Source organism: Vibrio sp. 397 (assembly GCF_033339395.1).
Taxonomy (GTDB): Bacteria; Pseudomonadota; Gammaproteobacteria; order Enterobacterales; family Vibrionaceae; genus Vibrio; species Vibrio alginolyticus.
Window position 1 is genome coordinate 201015 of sequence record NZ_JAWOUN010000004.1, and the last position, 19339, is coordinate 220353.

At 44.6% G+C, this 19339-nt stretch carries 20 protein-coding genes; 5 read left to right on the forward strand and 15 right to left on the reverse strand.

The window, feature by feature from the left end; all coding sequences use genetic code 11:
• Positions 1-69 precede the first annotated feature (69 nt).
• Positions 70-204: a hypothetical protein gene (locus tag R7P36_RS08710; RefSeq protein WP_005391675.1), complete on the forward strand. Its 135-nt coding sequence runs from the start codon at positions 70-72 to the stop codon at positions 202-204.
• Between the two features lie 358 nt (positions 205-562).
• Here R7P36_RS08710 and R7P36_RS08715 read toward each other — a convergent pair whose 3' ends face one another.
• The 6 genes from R7P36_RS08715 to R7P36_RS08740 form a co-directional block, all read right to left on the reverse strand.
• Positions 563-1846, reverse strand: coding sequence for a NupC/NupG family nucleoside CNT transporter (locus tag R7P36_RS08715; protein WP_005380131.1), 1284 nt, complete (start codon positions 1844-1846; stop codon positions 563-565).
• A 204-nt stretch (positions 1847-2050) separates the two neighbouring features.
• Positions 2051-2824 carry a TatD family hydrolase gene (locus tag R7P36_RS08720; RefSeq protein WP_064354270.1) on the reverse strand — a complete coding sequence of 258 codons (774 nt, stop codon included), beginning with the start codon at positions 2822-2824 and terminating at the stop codon, positions 2051-2053.
• A complete protein-coding gene (locus tag R7P36_RS08725) occupies positions 2811-3008 on the reverse strand; it encodes a DUF5363 family protein (RefSeq protein ID WP_005380125.1) in 198 nt (65 codons plus the stop codon). The genes R7P36_RS08720 and R7P36_RS08725 overlap by 14 nt, the downstream gene beginning before the upstream one ends.
• Before the next feature lie 94 nt (positions 3009-3102).
• Entirely contained in the window at positions 3103-4692 is a 1590-nt protein-coding gene (prfC, locus tag R7P36_RS08730) for a peptide chain release factor 3 (RefSeq protein ID WP_005380123.1), read from the reverse strand.
• A 285-nt stretch (positions 4693-4977) separates the two neighbouring features.
• Positions 4978-5433 carry a ribosomal protein S18-alanine N-acetyltransferase gene (gene rimI, locus R7P36_RS08735; protein ID WP_005386430.1) on the reverse strand — a complete coding sequence of 152 codons (456 nt, stop codon included), beginning with the start codon at positions 5431-5433 and terminating at the stop codon, positions 4978-4980.
• A 12-nt stretch (positions 5434-5445) separates the two neighbouring features.
• On the reverse strand, positions 5446-5844 hold the full coding sequence (locus R7P36_RS08740) for a DNA polymerase III subunit psi (RefSeq protein WP_213899273.1): 399 nt from the start codon (positions 5842-5844) through the stop codon (positions 5446-5448).
• A 159-nt stretch (positions 5845-6003) separates the two neighbouring features.
• Between R7P36_RS08740 and R7P36_RS08745 the strand changes: the two genes are divergently transcribed.
• Positions 6004-6450 carry a hypothetical protein gene (locus R7P36_RS08745; protein ID WP_213899272.1) on the forward strand — a complete coding sequence of 149 codons (447 nt, stop codon included), beginning with the start codon at positions 6004-6006 and terminating at the stop codon, positions 6448-6450.
• Between the two features lie 62 nt (positions 6451-6512).
• Here R7P36_RS08745 and R7P36_RS08750 read toward each other — a convergent pair whose 3' ends face one another.
• Positions 6513-7016 carry a GNAT family N-acetyltransferase gene (locus tag R7P36_RS08750; RefSeq protein ID WP_017820425.1) on the reverse strand — a complete coding sequence of 168 codons (504 nt, stop codon included), beginning with the start codon at positions 7014-7016 and terminating at the stop codon, positions 6513-6515.
• Complete coding sequence (locus tag R7P36_RS08755; protein WP_005394645.1) at positions 7000-7527, reverse strand: ubiquinone anaerobic biosynthesis accessory factor UbiT; 528 nt, start codon at positions 7525-7527, stop codon at positions 7000-7002. Before R7P36_RS08755 ends, R7P36_RS08750 begins: the two co-directional genes overlap by 17 nt.
• Before the next feature lie 363 nt (positions 7528-7890).
• On the opposite strand from R7P36_RS08755, the gene R7P36_RS08760 reads away from it, so the two are divergent.
• The 3 genes from R7P36_RS08760 to R7P36_RS08770 all read left to right on the forward strand — a co-directional run bounded on the left by R7P36_RS08760 (position 7891) and on the right by R7P36_RS08770 (position 11976).
• Positions 7891-9930: a bifunctional diguanylate cyclase/phosphodiesterase gene (locus tag R7P36_RS08760; protein ID WP_005380112.1), complete on the forward strand. Its 2040-nt coding sequence runs from the start codon at positions 7891-7893 to the stop codon at positions 9928-9930.
• A 133-nt stretch (positions 9931-10063) separates the two neighbouring features.
• The gene (locus R7P36_RS08765) at positions 10064-11077 is read left to right on the forward strand and encodes a ubiquinone anaerobic biosynthesis protein UbiU (protein WP_005386427.1); all 1014 of its coding nucleotides are present in this window, start codon (positions 10064-10066) and stop codon (positions 11075-11077) included.
• 20 nt (positions 11078-11097) lie between these two features.
• The gene (locus R7P36_RS08770; protein WP_213899296.1) at positions 11098-11976 is read left to right on the forward strand and encodes a U32 family peptidase; all 879 of its coding nucleotides are present in this window, start codon (positions 11098-11100) and stop codon (positions 11974-11976) included.
• Positions 11977-12027: 51 nt separating this feature from the next.
• Here R7P36_RS08770 and R7P36_RS08775 read toward each other — a convergent pair whose 3' ends face one another.
• The 7 genes from R7P36_RS08775 to rbfA form a co-directional block, all read right to left on the reverse strand.
• On the reverse strand, positions 12028-13374 hold the full coding sequence (locus R7P36_RS08775; protein ID WP_017635889.1) for an MATE family efflux transporter: 1347 nt from the start codon (positions 13372-13374) through the stop codon (positions 12028-12030).
• Between the two features lie 124 nt (positions 13375-13498).
• On the reverse strand, positions 13499-13921 hold the full coding sequence (locus R7P36_RS08780) for a MarR family winged helix-turn-helix transcriptional regulator (protein WP_005394653.1): 423 nt from the start codon (positions 13919-13921) through the stop codon (positions 13499-13501).
• A gap of 98 nt (positions 13922-14019) precedes the next feature.
• On the reverse strand, positions 14020-14940 hold the full coding sequence (gene nlpI / locus R7P36_RS08785; protein WP_005380101.1) for a lipoprotein NlpI: 921 nt from the start codon (positions 14938-14940) through the stop codon (positions 14020-14022).
• Between the two features lie 178 nt (positions 14941-15118).
• Positions 15119-17254 (reverse strand): polyribonucleotide nucleotidyltransferase, encoded by a 2136-nt coding sequence (gene pnp / locus R7P36_RS08790; RefSeq protein ID WP_005380098.1) that lies wholly within the window; start codon positions 17252-17254, stop codon positions 15119-15121.
• Between the two features lie 292 nt (positions 17255-17546).
• Positions 17547-17816 (reverse strand): 30S ribosomal protein S15, encoded by a 270-nt coding sequence (gene rpsO / locus R7P36_RS08795; protein ID WP_005380094.1) that lies wholly within the window; start codon positions 17814-17816, stop codon positions 17547-17549.
• A gap of 141 nt (positions 17817-17957) precedes the next feature.
• Positions 17958-18911: a tRNA pseudouridine(55) synthase TruB gene (gene truB / locus R7P36_RS08800; protein ID WP_213899271.1), complete on the reverse strand. Its 954-nt coding sequence runs from the start codon at positions 18909-18911 to the stop codon at positions 17958-17960.
• The gene (gene rbfA, locus R7P36_RS08805) at positions 18911-19306 is read right to left on the reverse strand and encodes a 30S ribosome-binding factor RbfA (RefSeq protein ID WP_005380087.1); all 396 of its coding nucleotides are present in this window, start codon (positions 19304-19306) and stop codon (positions 18911-18913) included. Before rbfA ends, truB begins: the two co-directional genes overlap by 1 nt.
• Between the last annotated feature and the right edge of the window lie 33 nt (positions 19307-19339).

Consider the following 19339-nt stretch of genomic DNA (forward strand, 5'->3'; position numbering starts at 1 on the left):
AAAAAATTCACTACTCAGCCTTACATCACGTCTTTAACTATAATCAACAAGCCGAGACAATGTGAGTAAATGGCTAAACAGTCTATTAATGAACGGACTTGGTTCCCTGAAGACTCGGCATATACAGCGAAAATTTATCATATGCCAATTGCTATCCTTGTCACCGCACAGTACCAGTTTGGCCTATGGCACAACAATCTATGATTGCGGTGTCTTTAATATCACATCACAAAGCAAAACGCCTATTAGATCTGATATTGCAGGGCAATTCATTTGCCCATCGATTATGTAATATTCATTACGTGATTAAGAATCAAGCTTAACCACTATCCTGTGATTAATACATTATAGAGTTTCACCGCAAAACTGTAGCACCAAATAGAGCGCAAACGGTTTGTATCTCAAAATTTCCTAGCCCCTATTCCATTGACTGCGTAATACCTCGACTAAGGCAAACACCCGATGAAATTTTGGAGCCCGAAAAACGAAAAATGCCCCGCAGCAATCTCTTGCTACAGGGCATGATGTAAAACGGCGTCTATATATTAAGAACCGATTCTAATTATAGTGCTGCAAGGCTTAAGCAGAAGCCTGCAATTGTCGCTGCCATAAGGTTAGACAACGTACCTGCAAGAACTGCTTTAACACCCATGCGAGCGATGTCACTACGACGGTTTGGTGCAAGGCTACCTAGACCACCAAGTAGAATCGCGATAGAAGAAAGGTTCGCGAAACCACATAGTGCGAATGAGATGATAGCTGTTGTCTTCTCAGACATTACTTCACCAGTTGCCGCGATTACTTGAGCGTTTTCACCTAGGTATGGTGTGAAGTTCAAGTAAGCAACGAATTCGTTCACTACGATTTTCTGACCGATGAATGAACCAGCTGTTACAGCTTCTGCCCATGGAACACCGATTAGGAATGCTAGTGGAGAGAACGCGTAACCTAGGATTAGCTCTAGTGTTAGTTCTGGCATGCCGAACCAACCACCGATGCCACCTAGCATACCGTTGATTAGCGCGATTAGACCAACGAATGCGATTAGCATTGCACCTACGTTAAGCGCAAGTTGTAGACCAGAAGCCGCACCGCCCGCAGCTGCGTCGATTACGTTAACTGGTTTGTCGTCACCGCCGTCCATCGCTTCTTCGATACTTTCGTGAGGCTGGTCAGTCTCAGGGTGAAGGATTTTAGCGAACAGTAGACCACCTGGTGCTGCCATGAATGATGCCGCAACTAGGTACTCTAGTGGAACACCCATAGATGCGTAACCAGCTAGTACACCACCAGCAACAGAAGCTAGACCACCACACATTACCGCGAATAGCTCTGATTGAGTCATTTTTGGAACGAATGGACGAACAACTAGAGGTGCCTCAGTTTGACCTACGAAAATGTTAGCTGCTGCTGACATTGATTCCGCACGCGAAGTGCCTAGCGCTTTTTGTAGTGCGCCACCAAGAATCTTGATAACCCATTGCATAACGCCAATGTAGTAAAGAACTGAAATCAGTGCAGAGAAGAAGATCAGTGTAGGAAGAACACGGAATGCGAAGATGAAACCGCCGCCGCCGAATACTTCGAACATCTTGTCAGAAACAAGACCACCGAACAGGAATGATGAACCATCGTTACCGTAGTTGATAACGTTAGAAACACCTGAAGAGAAACCGTTTAGTAGATCACGGCCCCAAGGTACATACAGAACAAATGCACCTAATGCGAATTGGATAGCGAATGCGCCACCCACAGTTCTAAAGTTGATAGCTTTTCGGTTGTTAGAAAATGCCACTGCAATCGCAAGAAGCACTACCATACCGATTAGGCTCATAAACAGGCTCATAGTTTATGACTTCCTTATAAGTTATTTATTGGCGTGTTACAAAATGGAGCTATAAAGCGGGGGCAATTATACTCATGCAGAATCAATTAAAGTAATGCCAGCCTCACACTTTCCTATAAGATTCATGATTGATTCAACCAGCTTTGTGAGTTAATTCACAATAAGCAGGAAAACGTTTTCGATTTCAAACCACATCTTTAGATTTTATTCACATATCGAGAAAGCAAAATTGCTATTTTTCCACAGTTGAGAGGCAATCGATTGCTTTCGGCCGTTATGCAACTCTACGAGCTCATTAAAGACGTGAATGAGTTTGGCTGGGTGATTTGACTCCCCTTGATATCCAAGTATAGGCATATCTGGTGCGTCTGTTTCGATTACTAGGTTTTCGAGTGGTAATTTTTGAATTGCGTCGCGTGTTTTCTTGGCTCTTGGGTAGGTAATCGTTCCTCCTACACCGATAAAAAAACCTAATTTGACCCACTCCATGGCTTGCTGATAACTCCCAGAAAAAGCGTGTAGCACACCACCTCTAGGGAGATTCGCCGCTTTCACCATTTGAATGAGGCGATTGTGCGCTTTTCGGCTATGTAAAATAACTGGGAGTTCGAAGCGTCTAGCCAGCTCAAATTGAACTTCAAGTATCTTTTCTTGCAACTGTGGCTCAACATCAATGGCAAAATCTAAACCACACTCTCCTATTGCCACGCACTGCTGCCCTTTTTGATTTAGATAGCCTTCTAGCTCTGTAAGGTGCTGCTCAACGTTATCTTCAAGAAAATACGGATGAAAGCCGAGCGCATAATACAAATTGGCATGTTGCTCTGCCAAAGTTTGAATACGAGCCCAGTTTTGCGGACCGACGGAAGGAATCAAAATTCTTGCGACGCCTTGCGTTTGAGCAAGCTCAAGTTGATGTGCAAAGTCATCTTGAAACACATCAAAATCAAAGTGGCAGTGCGTATCAAAGAGCTTCATCTTGACGCTTTTTATCTGTATCTGCGGGCAGAAAATCAGAGGATGGTTGGGCTTCACTCTTCTCTTCAGTTTGATGGGCTGGGTCTTTTCGATATGGGACACAACTGCGTTTCTGATCGGGAGTTAACCCCATCTCTTTACACCAGTTGTCGTAACGCTTTAGCCCACGTTTAAACCAATTCATATCTTATCCTTATATAAAAACGCCCTTGGCTAAGTTTATAGCCAAGGGCGTTTTAAAATCTAGTTTGCGTTAAGGCTTACCCTAACCGCGCAAATTAGTGCTCACGCGTCGCACGGAAATCAACGTCAGGGAAACGCTCTTTCGCCAAGTTTAAGTTAACCATTGTTGGAGCGATATACGTTAGGTTATCACCACCATCCAATGCTAAGTTCGCTTGATTCTTGCGTTGGAACTCATCCAGTTTCTTCGCATCACCACACTCAACCCAACGCGCAGTTGCAACGTTAATGCCTTCATAAATCGCTTCAACGTTATACTCAGATTTCAAACGAGCCACAACAACATCGAACTGAAGTACACCAACGGCACCAACGATCAGATCGTTGTTCTGTAGAGGACGGAATACCTGTACCGCACCTTCTTCTGATAGCTGAACCAAACCTTTGAGAAGCTGCTTCTGCTTTAATGGATCTTTCAGGCGAATACGACGGAATAGTTCCGGAGCGAAGTTCGGAATACCAGAGAACTTCAGTGATTCACCTTGAGTAAAGGTATCACCAATCTGAATAGTGCCGTGGTTGTGTAGACCAATGATGTCACCGGCGTAAGCGTGTTCCGCACGTGCACGGTCACCAGCCATAAAGGTTACTGCATCAGAGATACTCACTTGCTTGCCAAGACGAACGTGGTTCATCTTCATACCTTGCGTGTAAGTGCCCGATACAATACGCATGAATGCGATACGGTCGCGGTGTTTTGGGTCCATGTTCGCTTGGATCTTAAATACGAAACCAGAGAACTTCTCTTCAGTCGCTTCAACTTCACGTTCAACCGCTTGACGAGTTTTCGGCGCTGGAGCCCATTCAGTTAGACCGTCTAGCATATGATCCACACCAAAGTTACCTAATGCAGTACCGAAGTAAACTGGCGTAAGATCACCGGTTAAGAACATTTCCAAATCAAACTCAGGGCAAGCACCCATGACAAGCTCAAGCTCTTCTCGAACACTTTCCGCAAGGCCTGCACCAACTTTTTCATCAAGCTCTGGGTTGTCGAGACCTTTGATGATTCGAACTTCTTGAATCTCATGACCGTGACCTGATTCGTATAAAATCGTTTCATCACGGTGAATGTGGTACACACCTTTAAATTCTTTACCACAGCCGATTGGCCATGTAATTGGCGCACACATCATGCCCAACTCGTTTTCTACCTCGTCCAATACTTCCATTGGATCACGAACGTCACGGTCAAGTTTGTTCATGAAGGTTACGATTGGCGTGTCACGCAGACGCGTTACTTCCATCAGCTTACGTGTACGATCCTCGACACCTTTCGCCGCATCGATAACCATCAAACACGAGTCTACTGCCGTTAACGTACGGTATGTATCTTCCGAGAAGTCTTCATGTCCAGGCGTATCAAGTAGGTTTACCAGACAGTCATTGTAAGGGAACTGCATTACAGAAGTGGTTACCGAGATACCACGTTCTTTTTCCATTTCCATCCAGTCTGATTTTGCGTGCTGTGCGTTACCACGACCTTTAACCGTACCTGCTTTTTGGATCGCGTTTCCGAATAAAAGGACTTTTTCAGTAATGGTGGTTTTACCCGCATCCGGGTGAGAAATAATAGCGAACGTTCTGCGCTTAGACACTTCGCCTAAAAAAAGGGGATTTGACATTAGTTAATCTTCTAAATTACTTTCATGCTCACAAAATAGGCAAGCATATCTACTATTCGATATTGTGCGGTATTCTCGCTTATTATCGCTGTGCTAGCAAACTGGAAAGACATGAACTGAATTTACTCGGCTCACCAGCCTTTACCTGCAACTAACAAGGGAAAGCCAGCTCCACACAAAGAGATGTAAAAATTCAAAAAATTATTATTACATATTCAAAAGCCTCGAATCCGGATACGCATTTAAAGCATAAGTGTTGATGAGGTAATTAGTAACGGCCTAAAACTAACTCAAAAATAAGTAACTCATGATAATGGCGTCTTCCTTACCATTTCCCGATTTAGCTGGGTAATAGTTGTAACGACGGTCCACTTCATTAAAACCTGCTTGCTCATAAATATGGATAGCTGGGTGATTACTTTCACGCACTTCTAACCAAGCACTCTCTGCTTTGGCTTGTTCACAGTGTTCAATAAACGCGTCCAGCAATTTTTGCCCTAGCCCTCTGCCCTGTTGAGAAGGCGCTACTGCAATATTTAATAGCGTCACTTCTCCAACAATATTCTGTCCATAGAAGTAACCAACCACTTGAGAGCCTTCCAGCATCACATGATGGCAAGCACCGCGACTGGATAAGTCACGAACCAAAGATTCGGCCCAAGGGTGAGAATGTGCTTGCTGCTCGATTTGCCAAACTTGGTCGAGGTGCTCTGCACGCATCGGCGTAATTTCAATTGTCACGCATTAGCTCCGTTAAGAGTACGAACAGATTTGTTGCCACAATGCGCGGCGCTGTTCGTTATTACCATCAATATCTTGTAATAGTGGCGAGGTCAGGTGCTTTGCCTTGATGCTTTGATCAGCATCACAGCCTGCAAACCACACCCACTCTAGCTGATGTTCACCCAGCATGGATAAGCGCTCAGGCTCTAGGTGTAGCGCATCATCAAGCGTGAGCTTAATGCTTTTTAATACGCGCTCAAACATCAATGCCGTCTCGTTTTCTGGACATATTGGCGATACCAATAGGAGTTTACATGAACTTTGCAAATCCAATAATGGCGATTGATAGCCTTCCAGTCTTTCAGGGTGTACCAGCTCCCATGTGCTGATCCCCATTTCACGTAAATACTGTTTCTCGTTAATTGACATTTTCCGTCACCTATTTGAACGAGGGCAATCCTATCAAATTATCGCGATTATACCTAAAGGACTTCAAGGAACACCTGAACACAATGAGATGATTTGGATATTCCTGAACATAGCGTTTTGCCAACGGCCACACATTGGGTATGACATATGAGGTACATTATGAAATTCTTAAATACGCTACTACTTTGCACACTGGTAGCCGCCACCAGCATGAGTGTTTTTGCTAATAACAGCGATGAGTGGGAGCTGATTGCAACGAAAACCGTTAACTTTCATACAGAAACAGATACCGTGACACCAAATAGCCTATTCCGAAACCGAAGCTTCAGTAAAATAAAACTAAAATGTGTGCAAGGAACGGTAGACATTAATGGTTTAAAAGTCGTCATGACAGATGGTAGTGAGAAAAAGCTTTCCTCTATGGGCGTACTAGCAAGCGGATTGTCGACTCGTGCCTGGAGCCTTCCAGTTACAAAAGAAGCCAAGCTAAAACAGATTGAAATGACTTACAGTAGCTGGGGAAGCACAAAACTCAGCCTGCTAGGGGTAAGTAAAAAAGCGAAAATAGAGGTCTGGGGCAAAAAGAAAAGTAACCAGTCATCCTAACCTCCCTATCTCAGTTTTCAGTGAATAAGAAAGAAGCCCACTTAGTCGTGGGCTTCTTTCATTTACAGTTCAGAGAACTCTGGCGCATAGTCTATGCGTCCGGAGCGTCCGGCACATTGACCTTCGACCAACTCTGCGATTCGAAATGCACCTTTAGGGACATCCCAAGCGCATTCGAAGCCCATCTCGTCGCATGATTGAAAACCCTGGCGCGCGTAATAATCAGGATCGCCCAACACCACACACACTGGATAGCCAAAATCACGCAGTGAATCAAAACCTTCTTTGATCAACTCTGCAGCGATGCCTTGGCGACGGTAATCTTCATGAACAGCTAATGGCGCTAGCCCTTGCCATGACAAATCTTCACCATTTAAGGTCACAGGGCTAAATAAAGCATGGCCTATCACCTCTCCCTCATCTGTACACGCGACTAAGGAAAGTGTGAATTTGCTGTTTTCGCGCAAACGCATCACAAGCTCAGCTTCAGCTTCCGTCGGGAAGGCGTGTTTCAATAAGCGGTCAATGGTAAGAATGTCCGCTGGGGCTTCAGTTCGAATAAGCATTCGCTACTCCGGTTGGTTGTGCAGGCGCTTGAACTCCTTTCTGAACAAAATCAGCCAATTGATTCAAAGCGACTTGCATTGCTTTCGGTAACTGCTCTAAGTCGACACTGTCCATTAAGTTTTTCACTTCTAAGCCAAGCTCAGTATCACCTTCAATTGAAAGGCGACGTTGGAAGAACAGTGTGTCAGGGTCTTCTTTACGACCAGCAATCAGTACTAGGTCGTTTAGATTACCACTAAAACTCACATCTTCCTGAACTGGTTTTTCAGCTACCACCAATTTTTCGTCTTGATAGCTGATGTACCATGCTAAGTTCAAGTCTTTAATCGCAACTTTTAACCACTTATCTTCAAGGAACTCAAAGTCACCATCTTCCAAGGCTTCTTTAAACACCATTTTTAGCCCTTCCAGCAACGCTTTTTGCTGAATTGGCTGTGGTAATAACTGGACTGGAGAACGCAAAATATTAGCTGCGTTCTTTACTAGTTGACTGCGAATCTTGTTTAACACGTTCATTATCCGTTACTTTGTCATTAGGTTGCTTATATTAAGCAATCGTGGCGATGAGATTACTGTTATGTATCAATAAAGTGCTTATTTTAGATTGGTGGTTTATTGCTCACTAACGCTTCTTTTTTTGAACTTACGTGTATTATTGATGCGAACAGGTGGATAAACACTTTTACAACCGTATTTTCAAAGTTATAGTTATCTGAGCGTATCCATGTGATTGTCGACTGCACAGCTAAAACCGCGAGCCCTTTAATGGCAAGTAACACTTTGGCTTGGTGGTAGATCGCCGCAGGCTTATCAGGGTGTCGCTTTTTATACACGGACGAATAATCTGGCTCATTGGAGATCGGTAATACCCTAATGCCTTCCCAGCAATTAAAACATTGGTTTGCCACGCTAACCTCAAATAGCCCTTTCTTCTTTGCCATTCTTGATAAAAAACACAATTATCGAATGGTAAGTGACCGTTACTGCGATATCGCAGGTTTAAGTCATGAGGAAATCGTCGGCTTAAACGATTGCCAAGTGCTGGGTGAACAGTTTTATAAGAAGCTTGCACCATACTATCAGCGCGCGTTCAAAGGGGCACATGTCGAAGCCGAAATCACGCTCGATGAAACCGACCTTGAAACCAGTCTTCACTTTAGTCTTTCGCCAGTTTTTGAAGGTAACGACATTCGCTTTGTTGTTTTTCACGCTGTCGATACTTCAGAAAAGCAGATACTCGTTCGCTCCTTAGAAGAGTCCGAAAGTAAGTTTGCGAAGTTAACACAACTGCTACCAGACGGCTTACTGCTTATCGAGGATGATATTGTCATCTCTGCGAACCCCGCATCAGCGCGCCTTCTCGGACTTAACTCTCCTCATGAATTGTTGGGCGAAGAGCTAAGTCGTTTATTCATCGATGAAAACAGTAAAAAGGTATTTAGTCATCGATTGAGTACATTAATTTCTGACAAACCTTTTGTCTGCTTAACCAGCGCAAGATGCGGCTTTGAACGGAAAGTTCAGCTACACGCGGATTCCACGGCGATATTAGGTAGCGAATCTCAAATTATCCTAATCCAAGATGCTGATGATGCGCCCAAAAACCTGTCTTCTGCATCGAATGAAGACATACACATTGACTCGCTCACCAAACTCTACAACCGCTTTGGCTTCACCAAACGTTTGGAACAGCTGATCAAAAAGCAAACACCGCTTCTGGTGTTCTATTTGGATATCGATAACTTCAAAAACATTAATGACTCACTTGGTCACCATATTGGCGATAAAGTGATTCAAGAGGTATCGGCCCGTCTTAAACGGTTACTACCAAACCAAGCGATTATTGGTCATTTGGGTGGCGATGAGTTTGGCGTCATTCTGCCGGAGCCAGAAAATACCCGCATGGCTGAAATTTTGTCCGATCGCATTATCTCGTTGATCAACCAACCTTTCGACTTGCACCACTTCAGCAAACGCCTTGCCTGTTCAATTGGTAGCGTTCGATACCCTGAAGACGGACAAGATGCGCGAATCCTACTACAAAATGCCGATACTGCGATGTATGAAGCCAAAGATCGTGGTAGAAATCGTCTGATCAAATTTAACGATCAAATGAACAAAGAAGCGCGTATGCGTTTGTGGCTCGAAATCGAACTGCAAAAAGCATTGCAGCAGAACGGTTTGGAAGTGTGGTATCAACCTAAGGTTAACGCGCGAGACTTCAGTATCAACGGCGCAGAAGCGCTCGTTCGTTGGAAACATCCAGTCGAAGGGTACATTAGTCCTGGCTCATTCATTCCTGTCGCCGAGCGCGCTGGGTTAATCGAACACCTTGGACGTGTCGTGATGCGTGATGTTTTCAATACGGTAAAACGTTGGAAGCAACAAGGCATACTGCCAGGCCGTGTCGCCATCAACCTCTCTCCCGAGCAATTTGGCAACCCACAGCTGATCGACTTTATGGAAAAGCTGCTTCGCACTACCGAGCTTGATCCAAGCTGCATTACCTTCGAGCTAACCGAAAGTGCCGTGATGAGTGATAGCGAACATACGCTGCAAATGTTGAATGCGATTAAAAAGCTTGGCTTCGCTCTCTCTATCGATGACTTTGGTACCGGCTACTCTTCTCTTTCCTACTTAGCGCGTTTCCCTATTGACGAGCTAAAAATCGACCGCGCTTTTATTAATGATATCGACACACTACCGAAACAAGTCACTGTGATTGAAAACATCATTAATCTGGGTAAGTCGCTCGACTTAACTGTCGTTGCCGAGGGGGTGGAAACCCACCAGCAAGCTACTTTGCTCTCTAACCTTCAATGTAATGCGATTCAAGGATTCCATTTTTATCGCCCGCAGCCAAAACATGAAATTGAAGAGCTGTTTGTACAGAATCGTCGTCACAAGAACTAACCCCGACCCGATACCCTTACTCGCAAGGGGTAAATATCGACTTTATTGAGCTAAACCTAACTTAGGTCAATTTCGCTATTCATAATTCTTCATAAAATGCGGACACCTTTTTATTCTCGATGATTGTGAGCATATGGAACTCTTGTGTCCCGCGGGTAACCTGCCTGCGTTAAAAACTGCGATTGATTGCGGTGCCGATGCCGTCTACATTGGTTTCAAAGATGATACCAACGCCCGTCACTTTGCTGGCCTCAACTTTAACGGCAAGAAATTAGAAAAAGCGGTGCAATACGTTCATGACCGCAATAAAAAAATTCATGTCGCGTTGAATACCTTCGCTCATCCCAATGGTTTCGAGCGCTGGACGAACGCAGTAGACAATGCAGCGGCACTGGGTGTAGACGCGCTGATTGTTGCAGACATTGCAGTGCTGGAGTACGCGGCTCGCAAATATCCCGATCTGGAACTACACCTTTCAGTGCAAGCATCAGCGACCAACGTCGCAGCCATTGATTTTTACAAACAAAACTTCAACGTAAAACGGGTAGTATTACCTCGCGTTTTATCGATTCATCAGGTCAAACAGCTTTCACGCAACATCACTAGTGATGTCGAGTTAGAAGTCTTTGCTTTTGGTAGCCTTTGCATCATGTCTGAAGGTCGCTGCTACCTATCGTCATACATGACAGGTGAGTCTCCAAACACTGTGGGAGCATGCTCTCCAGCTAAGTACGTTCGCTGGCAAGAAACAGAAAATGGTCTGGAATCCCGCCTTAACGACATTTTGATCGATCGCTACAGCGCTGGTGAAAATGCGGGCTACCCTACCTTGTGTAAAGGTCGTTTCGAAGCAGAAATCGAAGGCGAGAAAAAACGTTACCACGCATTGGAAGAACCAACCAGTTTGAACACCCTCTCTATGCTGCCAGAACTATTTGCTGCAAATGTGGCGTCTGTAAAAATTGAAGGTCGCCAACGTAGCCCAGCTTACGTAGAACAAGTCACTCGAACATGGCGAGCCGCGATTGACCGTTACCAAGCAAACCCAGAAGCTTATCAAGTCGAAGCGGCTTGGGATGCCGCATTGGCAAACGTGTCTGAAGGTACGCAGACCACACTTGGTGCTTATCACCGCAAATGGCAGTAGAGGTTAAGATGGATAATTCAATGAAATACGCGCTTGGCCCGCTATTGTACTTCTGGCCAAAACAAGATATCGAAGCGTTTTATGAACAAGCGAAATCAAGCTCCGCGGACATCATCTATCTTGGGGAAACCGTATGTTCAAAACGTCGAGAAATAAAGCCTTCGCATTGGCTTGAAATCGCAAAAGAGCTGTCTGCATCTGGCAAGCAAGTGGTGCTATCAACAATGGCACTACTAGAAGCTCCGAGTGAAGTAAACATAATGAAGAAGTACATCGACAACGGTGACTTCGCGATTGAAGCAAATGACGTATCTGCTGTTCAATTGGCATCAGAGCATAAAGTGCCTTTCGTCGTTGGCCCTGCAATCAATACTTATAACGCACACACGCTCAACTTATTTTTGAAGCAAGGTATGATGCGTTGGTGCATGCCTGTCGAGCTATCTCGCGAATGGTTAAACGATACTTTAGTTCAGTGTGACGAGCTTGGTATTCGTAACAAGTTTGAAGTTGAGGTATTTAGCCACGGTTATTTGCCTTTAGCGTATTCCGCTCGCTGTTTCACAGCCCGAGCTGAAAACCGAGCGAAAGACGATTGCGAAACCTGCTGTATCAAATACCCTACGGGTATCCAGGTCAGCAGCCAAGAAGGGCAAGAAGTCTTTAACCTTAACGGCATTCAAACACAGTCAGGGTATTGCTACAACCTCATCAATGACTTACCTACTATGAAAGGGCTGGTTGATGTGGTCCGGTTAAGCCCTCTTGGTATCGACACTTTTTCAGAGTTAGAGCGTTTTCGCTCAAACGAATACGGCGATAATCCTGAAAAGCTCGAAAGCCGCCAATGCAATGGCTATTGGCATCAACTAGCGGGCTTAGAAGTAAAAACCATTTAATCCTTAAAGATAAAAGCGAGGCCTAGCCTCGCTTTTATCTGTTAGCTTTTGTTAGCAGGCTTGCACCCTTGGTTCGACAGAACTCTCATTAAGCAGCTTTTTCACATCTCGCCACAACATACTGATCACGACCAAACTCAATGCAATGTTAGACAATGGGAAAGCTAACCAAATACCTGTCACGCCGAAAAGTTTCGGCATAATGAATAAGAATGGCAACTGGACCAGCATGTTGCCTAGTGTTACAAACATAGCTTTGCTGCCTTTGTTTACTGATTGATAGTACGCGGCCGCCACAACTAAAAAACCATCTAAGAACAACGCAAACATGTGTAAACGAATCCCGATCACGGTGCTATCAATCAACTGTTGGTCAGCATTATTAAACACCGCAACCAGTTCGTACGGGAAAAGGTTCATCAAAACAACGAACGCCACCCCACCAAGCACAGATGTCCCCATCGCGACCTTTAATAACTTTCTGATGTTCTCCTGATTACGTGCACCGTGGTTGAAGCTCACTAAAGGCTGCATACCATTCGCAATTCCTTCTGCTATCAGATAGTAAACCGTCACGATGTACCCCAAAATGGCGTACGCTCCGATCAACATTGCACTTCCGTATTGAGCAAATAACGCGTTGTGCAGTGCCACCATCACAGAGCCGTAGGCGTACATAAAGAAACTTGATGTACCTATCATGATAATCTTTGGTGCAGCATCAACCTGAACTTTGAAGTCGCGGATACGAAGGCGTAATGTTGCTTTTGAAGTAAAGAAGTAACCAATACCGAGCACAGTGACCACTAATTGTGCAAGTGCAGTGGCAATAGCGGCTCCGGTTAACTCCCACTCCAACCAAGCAATAAATACGTAGTCTAATACAATGTTAATAACGGCACCGATGACCATCAAAATCGTTGCTAAGTTCGGGCTGTCGTCATTGCGTAATAAAAACGGAACTGCGATAGAACCCAACGTGAATACGCACGCGACAATCAGAATATGCAAATATTGCAGCGCAAGTTCAAACACTCGCCCTTCCGCACCTTGCCAGCGAATAAATTCATCCGAAAACAAGAACAATATTGTAGCAACGATCGGCATCAATGCCGCTAACAACGTCAATCCGGTCGTTAGGATTCGCTTAGCGCCTTCATGATCGTTCTCTCCTTGCTTGATCGAAGTCAGCGCGCCAGTCCCCACCCCAATCATCATTCCTATACCGAGGATCGAACCGATAATAGGCCACGCAACATTGATCCCAGCTAATCCGTCAGCGCCAACATAACGGCCAATAAAAATGCCATCAACTATTTGATACAAACCGTTTACGAGCATTGCTGCGACGGTTGGAATCGTATATTTCCAAAACTGTCTATAAATTGAGTTTTGCATGACTGTCACCAGTAGTTAGCAAAGCTAACCATTTAATTAGCAAGACTAACTAAATGGTTAAATTAAATAAAAGAAAGATGAAACAACAAAAACTAAACCATACAGCTGAGGCCTTTGCTTTAGTTTAAAATGACTTATTACTCAATGCTTTATTAAGTAAAGCTTGTAACTGCTCAGCTTCTTGCTGATTCAATTGTTGCATCATTTGTTCAGAGATATCTTTGTAAACCACCTGTTCCAAAGACATTTTTTCTGCGACTTCTTCCGTAAGCAACACACGCTTAGCACGAGCATCCTCATTACATGCGATGCGTTTCACCAAACCCTTTTTTTCCAAACGCACAACCATTGTCGATGCGGAAGGCTTAGTCACTTGCAGCTCTTCTGCAAGATCGGTTATTCGCACACCCTCAGGGTAAACCTGAATCACACGTAAATAATCGAACTCATTAAAGCTTAGATGTGATAATGGATCTTCTTTGGCATAGACACGCCAAGCTTTGGCGCAAAAACGCTCTAAATCAATCAAGCTTTCTTCTAATGCCATAAAAGCCACCACCACTTAGTTAGCAAGACTAACTATTTTAAATGAGTCACTCATCAAGTTCAATCATAAAAAAGCCGCTCTCATCGAGCGGCTCTAAATCATTCAATTTCCAGCTTCTTGGCAGCCTTTAACTTGGCCAATCTATCTTGCTGTAATTGATCGTAAATTTGCGCCAGCTCCAAGAAAGAATAGCGATGCTCAACATAATCATAAACGTTGAACGAAATCGCGAGCTTATAAAGTGAGATGGCACTTGCGATATCACCTTCAAGCTGATTACGCTTTCCAAGATAGAAATACGTTTCCGTCAATCGTTCAGCTAGGCGATAGTTCTCTCTCGTTCCATCCATAATTGCTTTAAGCGCGTCTTCGTCCGAGACGTCTCGTAGCATGATGGCAACAAGAACCCATCCCCACTCTTCACTACGATCTCGTAAATAACGCTGTTGAAGATTGGCTTTTGCTTGCTCTGGATTTTGCTCAGCTTCGATGATGTACAGCCATAATGAACGAAAAGGATCCGTTGGCATTTCTTGATAGTGCTTGGTCATATCTTCTAAAGCGAGATCGATTCGACCACCATAATACAGTGCAATCGCACGGTTGCGCTCAGCATAGGTATTATCAGGAGCCAACTCTATGGTCGAGTCAAACGCTTCATATGCCGCATCAAACTCTCCTACTTGGGTAAAGTATACCCCCAAAAGATTGAAGATGTCCGGCTGAGCGGGATTCAACTGCAAAGACTGGTTAAAGTCCAAACGGGCAAGATCACGCAAACCAACGCTGTCGTAGTAGCTACCGCGCTCATAATGCATTTTAGCGCGCACTTCATCACTAAGGTCGGGACGTTGTAGCAACTGCGAGAGACGCGCGATTTGTACTTCTTGTTGAACACTAGGCTGAAGTGGCACCGCCATCGGTGGATATAACCACTTTTGTGCTGATTGTTGAGAAGTATTTGCACAACCGGTCAGCGCGATAGCAACACATAAAATTGCGGTTTGAAACCATTTCACTAATTGATACTCCTGTTTGGACCGCTCAAGATTTGTTTCTCTTAATGCAATATAGGCGATAACCTCGTTTGAGGTTAATACATCGAAACAAACCAAAAAAGGGGAGCGAAAATGCTCCCCTTTTATAACATGCTTTCAGGCCCTTAATCTAATAAAAGGCTGAAAGTCTCATTTTGTCTTACTCGTCTTTAGCAGCTGGTGCTTCAGCAGCAGCTTCTTCAGCTGGCTTTTCTACCGCTTCTTTCATGCTTAGACGTACACGGCCTTGGCGGTCGATTTCAAGAACTTTAACTTGAACTTCTTGACCTTCAGCCAGGTAGTCAGACACTTTCTCTACGCGTTTTTCTGCGATTTGAGAAATGTGTACAAGACCATCTTTGCCTGGAAGAACCGTTACGAATGCACCGAAGTCTGCTAGACGTGCAACTTTACCTGTGTAGATACGGCCCACTTCAACTTCAGCAGTGATCTCTTCGATACGGCGGATAGCTTCTTTCGCAGCAGTGCCTTCAGTTGCCGCAATCTTGATAGTACCGTCGTCTTCGATTTCGATAGTTGTACCAGTCTCTTCAGTTAGAGCACGGATAACTGCACCACCTTTACCGATAACGTCTTTGATCTTCTCAGCGCTGATCTTCATCGTGTGAATACGCGGAGCAAATTCAGAGATGTCTTCACGAGCACCAGAGATTGCTTCATCCATTACAGATAGGATGTGCTTACGTGCGCCTTGAGCTTGGTTAAGCGCAATTTGCATGATTTCTTTAGTGATGCCTTCGATCTTGATGTCCATTTGAAGTGCAGTGATACCAGTGTTAGTACCTGCTACTTTAAAGTCCATGTCACCTAGGTGGTCTTCATCGCCAAGGATGTCAGAAAGTACAACGAAATCGTCACCTTCTTTAACAAGACCCATTGCGATACCAGCAACAGATGCTTTGATTGGTACACCTGCGTCCATAAGCGCAAGAGAAGTACCACATACTGAAGCCATTGAAGATGAACCGTTAGATTCAGTGATTTCCGATACAACACGTACTGTGTATGGGAACTCATCAACAGAAGGCATTACTGCAGCAATACCGCGCTTCGCCAGTTTACCGTGGCCGATTTCACGACGCTTAGGAGAACCTACAAAACCAGTTTCACCTACACAGTATGGAGGGAAGTTGTAGTGCAGTAGGAAGTGATCTTTACGCTCACCAGTTAGCTCATCGATGATTTGAGCATCACGCTGAGTACCTAGCGTTGCCGTAACGATCGCCTGAGTTTCACCACGAGTGAATAGCGCGCTACCGTGAGTACGAGGAAGAACACCAGTACGTACATCTAGTGCACGAACCATGTCTTTTTCACGGCCATCGATACGAGGGTTACCTGCAATAATACGGCTACGTACTACTGTCTTCTCTAGATCATGGAAGATAGTGTGGATTTCTTTTGTATCTGCTTCAGGATCTTCAGCAAGAAGAACTTCATTTACTTCCGCAGCGATCTCATGGATGCGGTCGTAACGAGCCATTTTCTCAGTAATTTGGTAGGCTTCAACAAGTTTAGCTTCTGCTAGATCAGCAATCTTATTTTTAAGCGCTGTGTTCTCTTCAGGAGCAACCCAATCCCAAGCAGGAGTTGCAACTTCTGCTTTGAATTCGTTGATAGCTTGAATAGCAACTTGTTGTTGGTCATGACCATAAACAACCGCCGCTAGCATTTCTTCTTCAGTTAGGTTGTCCGCTTCTGACTCAACCATCAGTACTGCTGACTCTGTACCTGCAACAACAAGGTCAAGCTTAGAAGTTTCTAGTTCAGTTTGGCTAGGGTTAAGTACAAGCTGACCATCGATATGACCAACACGCGCCGCACCGATAGGGCCGTTGAATGGAATGCCAGAGATAGCAAGAGCAGCAGAAGTACCGATCATTGTAACGATATCTGGCTGAACATCTGGGTTTACAGACATTACTGTCGCGATAACCTGAACTTCGTTTTTAAACGCGTCTGGGAATAGCGGACGGATTGGACGGTCGATTAGACGAGCTGTTAGCGTTTCGCCTTCAGAAGGACGACCTTCACGTTTGAAGAAGCCGCCTGGGATTTTACCCGCAGCGTAAGTACGCTCTTGGTAGTTAACCGTTAGTGGGAAGAAGTCTTGACCTGCAACGGCTTCTTTTTTACCTACAACAGATACGAATACAGACGTATCATCCATTGTGACCATAACTGCTGCTGTAGCTTGACGTGCAATAACGCCAGTTTCTAAAGTAACTGTGTGGTTACCGTACTGGAACGTTTTAACAACTGGTTTTTCGAACATTGTTATTCCTTGTTTCTAATTTTCCTTTAGTGCTTAAAGAAATCTTAGATGTGTTAATTGACACTCAAGGCATTACGAATCGCGACTAGTAAAAAGAAACTCGGAAATTCCTTTTGAATAGTCGCGACCTTTTGGTCGACGTGGTTGACTGTAATGCTATGAGCTTTTGAGAAAACCTCTTACAAGGTTTAGCCGCCAGTATTATAACGGCATAAGTCTAATTTGGCTAAATTTAGGCAACAAAAAAGGGGCATAAAGCCCCTTTTTAGACAAACTGCTATGCAGTCGCAGATTAGCGACGTAGGCCTAGACGTTTGATTAGGTCTTGGTAGCGAGCTAGGTTTTTACCTTTTAGGTAATCTAGAAGCTTACGACGACGAGAAACCATGCGTAGAAGACCACGACGGCTGTGGTGATCGCCTTTGTGCGCTTTGAAGTGACCTTGTAGGTGGTTGATAGAAGCTGTAAGTAGAGCTACTTGAACTTCTGGTGAACCAGTGTCGCCTTCGCCTTGTGCGTATTCTGCAACGATTGCTGCTTTAGTTTCTGCATTCAGAGACATAATTCTCTCCTAATAAGAGTAGGTTTAAAGTTGTAGCAGCCAATCTCTGATTCAGCCGCTACGCGAAGCGCGGATTATAGGGAAATTTCCTATCTCGTGCAATATAAAAATACCGACACTCAGGTCGGTATTTTCAATCATTTACTTGGATGCAACGTCATCTCGGAACACGACCAATCGCTTAGGAGCGATTTTGCCATCTTCGTTCATTTCGCCAACGCCAATAAACAAGCGTTCTTCACCCATAGTAAGGCGAAGTGAGCCCTCTGTCGGAGCACCAAATACTTGAACGGGCTGCCCATGTTGGACCATATTCGCCAGTTCAGGCACCAAGTTGACTTCTGGTAAGTCTTCTACCGCTGTATCCATTGGCAAAAGCAGTGGGTCCAGTAGTTCTCGAGGCGCTCGTTCCTCGCGGAGAGCTTGCTCTAGCAACTCATTTAGTTGCTCAAGTGTTACCATATTCTCGTAAGGGTATTTAGCAACACCAGTACGACGAAGCATAGTTACGTGCGCACCACAACCTAACATTTCGCCCAGATCATCAACGATAGTACGAATATAGGTACCTTTAGAGCAGTGCACTTCCATCTCTACTTCATCGCCTTCAAAACGGTGAAGAACAATCTCATATACCGTGATCTTACGAGATTCACGCGGAACTTCGATGCCTTTACGAGCGTATTCATACAAGGGTTTACCTTGATACTTCAACGCAGAGAACATGGAAGGCACTTGATCAGATTCACCACGGAACTGATCGATGCACGCTTCTAGCTTGTCTAACGTAACATCGACTGGACGCGTCTCTACAACTTCACCATCCGAGTCAGACGTATTGGTACGTTCACCCAGCTTTGCGATCACGCGGTAGCGTTTATCAGAATCAAGAAGAAACTGAGAAAATTTTGTCGCTTCACCCAAGCAAATTGGCAGCATGCCTGTCGCTAATGGGTCCAAGGCTCCAGTGTGGCCTGCTTTCTCGGCAAAGTAGATTCGCTTTACTTTTTGCAGTGCATCATTGGAAGAGATACCTGTTGGTTTGTCCAACAGTATAACGCCATTAATTGGACGACCTTTACGACGACGAGCCATTATTCTTCGTCCTCACGACCAGAATCTTTTTGCTTTTGTTTGTCTGAACTAACGACTTCAGACACTAGGTTAGACATACGCATACCTTCAACAAGCGTATTGTCATAGTGGAAGCGGATTTCTGGCGTTAAACGTAGACGAATACGCTTACCTAACATCATGCGAATGTGCACTTCGTGCTCACGTAGCGCTGCTAGACATGATTCTGGTGTTTGCTCACCCACACACAGGAAGGTCACAAATACTTTTGCGTAAGCTAGGTCACGAGAGACTTCTACGTCTGAGATCGTCACCATGCCAAGGCGAGAGTCACGGACTTCACGTTGAAGGATCATCGCTAGTTCTTTTTGCAGCTGCTGTGCAACGCGCTGCGTGCGGCTAAATTCTTTTGACATATCTTTACTCTTATATAGAAAGAATGGGGGGTT

Bases quoted from the DNA above. Each gene is read 5' to 3' on its own strand.
- R7P36_RS08770 (WP_213899296.1), top strand. From the start codon at position 11,098: ATGAAATACGCGCTTGGCCCGCTATTGTACTTCTGGCCAAAACAAGAT.
- R7P36_RS08720 (WP_064354270.1), bottom strand. From the start codon at position 2,824: ATGAAGCTCTTTGATACGCACTGCCACTTTGATTTTGATGTGTTTCAA.
- R7P36_RS08765 (WP_005386427.1), top strand. From the start codon at position 10,064: ATGGAACTCTTGTGTCCCGCGGGTAACCTGCCTGCGTTAAAAACTGCG.
- prfC (WP_005380123.1), bottom strand. From the start codon at position 4,692: ATGTCAAATCCCCTTTTTTTAGGCGAAGTGTCTAAGCGCAGAACGTTC.
- R7P36_RS08725 (WP_005380125.1), bottom strand. From the start codon at position 3,008: ATGAATTGGTTTAAACGTGGGCTAAAGCGTTACGACAACTGGTGTAAA.
- truB (WP_213899271.1), bottom strand. From the start codon at position 18,911: ATGGCTCGTCGTCGTAAAGGTCGTCCAATTAATGGCGTTATACTGTTG.
- R7P36_RS08745 (WP_213899272.1), top strand. From the start codon at position 6,004: ATGAAATTCTTAAATACGCTACTACTTTGCACACTGGTAGCCGCCACC.
- R7P36_RS08750 (WP_017820425.1), bottom strand. From the start codon at position 7,016: ATGCTTATTCGAACTGAAGCCCCAGCGGACATTCTTACCATTGACCGC.
- R7P36_RS08760 (WP_005380112.1), top strand. From the start codon at position 7,891: ATGCCTTCCCAGCAATTAAAACATTGGTTTGCCACGCTAACCTCAAAT.
- pnp (WP_005380098.1), bottom strand. From the start codon at position 17,254: ATGTTCGAAAAACCAGTTGTTAAAACGTTCCAGTACGGTAACCACACA.
- rpsO (WP_005380094.1), bottom strand. From the start codon at position 17,816: ATGTCTCTGAATGCAGAAACTAAAGCAGCAATCGTTGCAGAATACGCA.
- R7P36_RS08775 (WP_017635889.1), bottom strand. From the start codon at position 13,374: ATGCAAAACTCAATTTATAGACAGTTTTGGAAATATACGATTCCAACC.
- R7P36_RS08780 (WP_005394653.1), bottom strand. From the start codon at position 13,921: ATGGCATTAGAAGAAAGCTTGATTGATTTAGAGCGTTTTTGCGCCAAA.
- R7P36_RS08715 (WP_005380131.1), bottom strand. From the start codon at position 1,846: ATGAGCCTGTTTATGAGCCTAATCGGTATGGTAGTGCTTCTTGCGATT.
- R7P36_RS08710 (WP_005391675.1), top strand. From the start codon at position 70: ATGGCTAAACAGTCTATTAATGAACGGACTTGGTTCCCTGAAGACTCG.
- rbfA (WP_005380087.1), bottom strand. From the start codon at position 19,306: ATGTCAAAAGAATTTAGCCGCACGCAGCGCGTTGCACAGCAGCTGCAA.
- R7P36_RS08740 (WP_213899273.1), bottom strand. From the start codon at position 5,844: ATGTCAATTAACGAGAAACAGTATTTACGTGAAATGGGGATCAGCACA.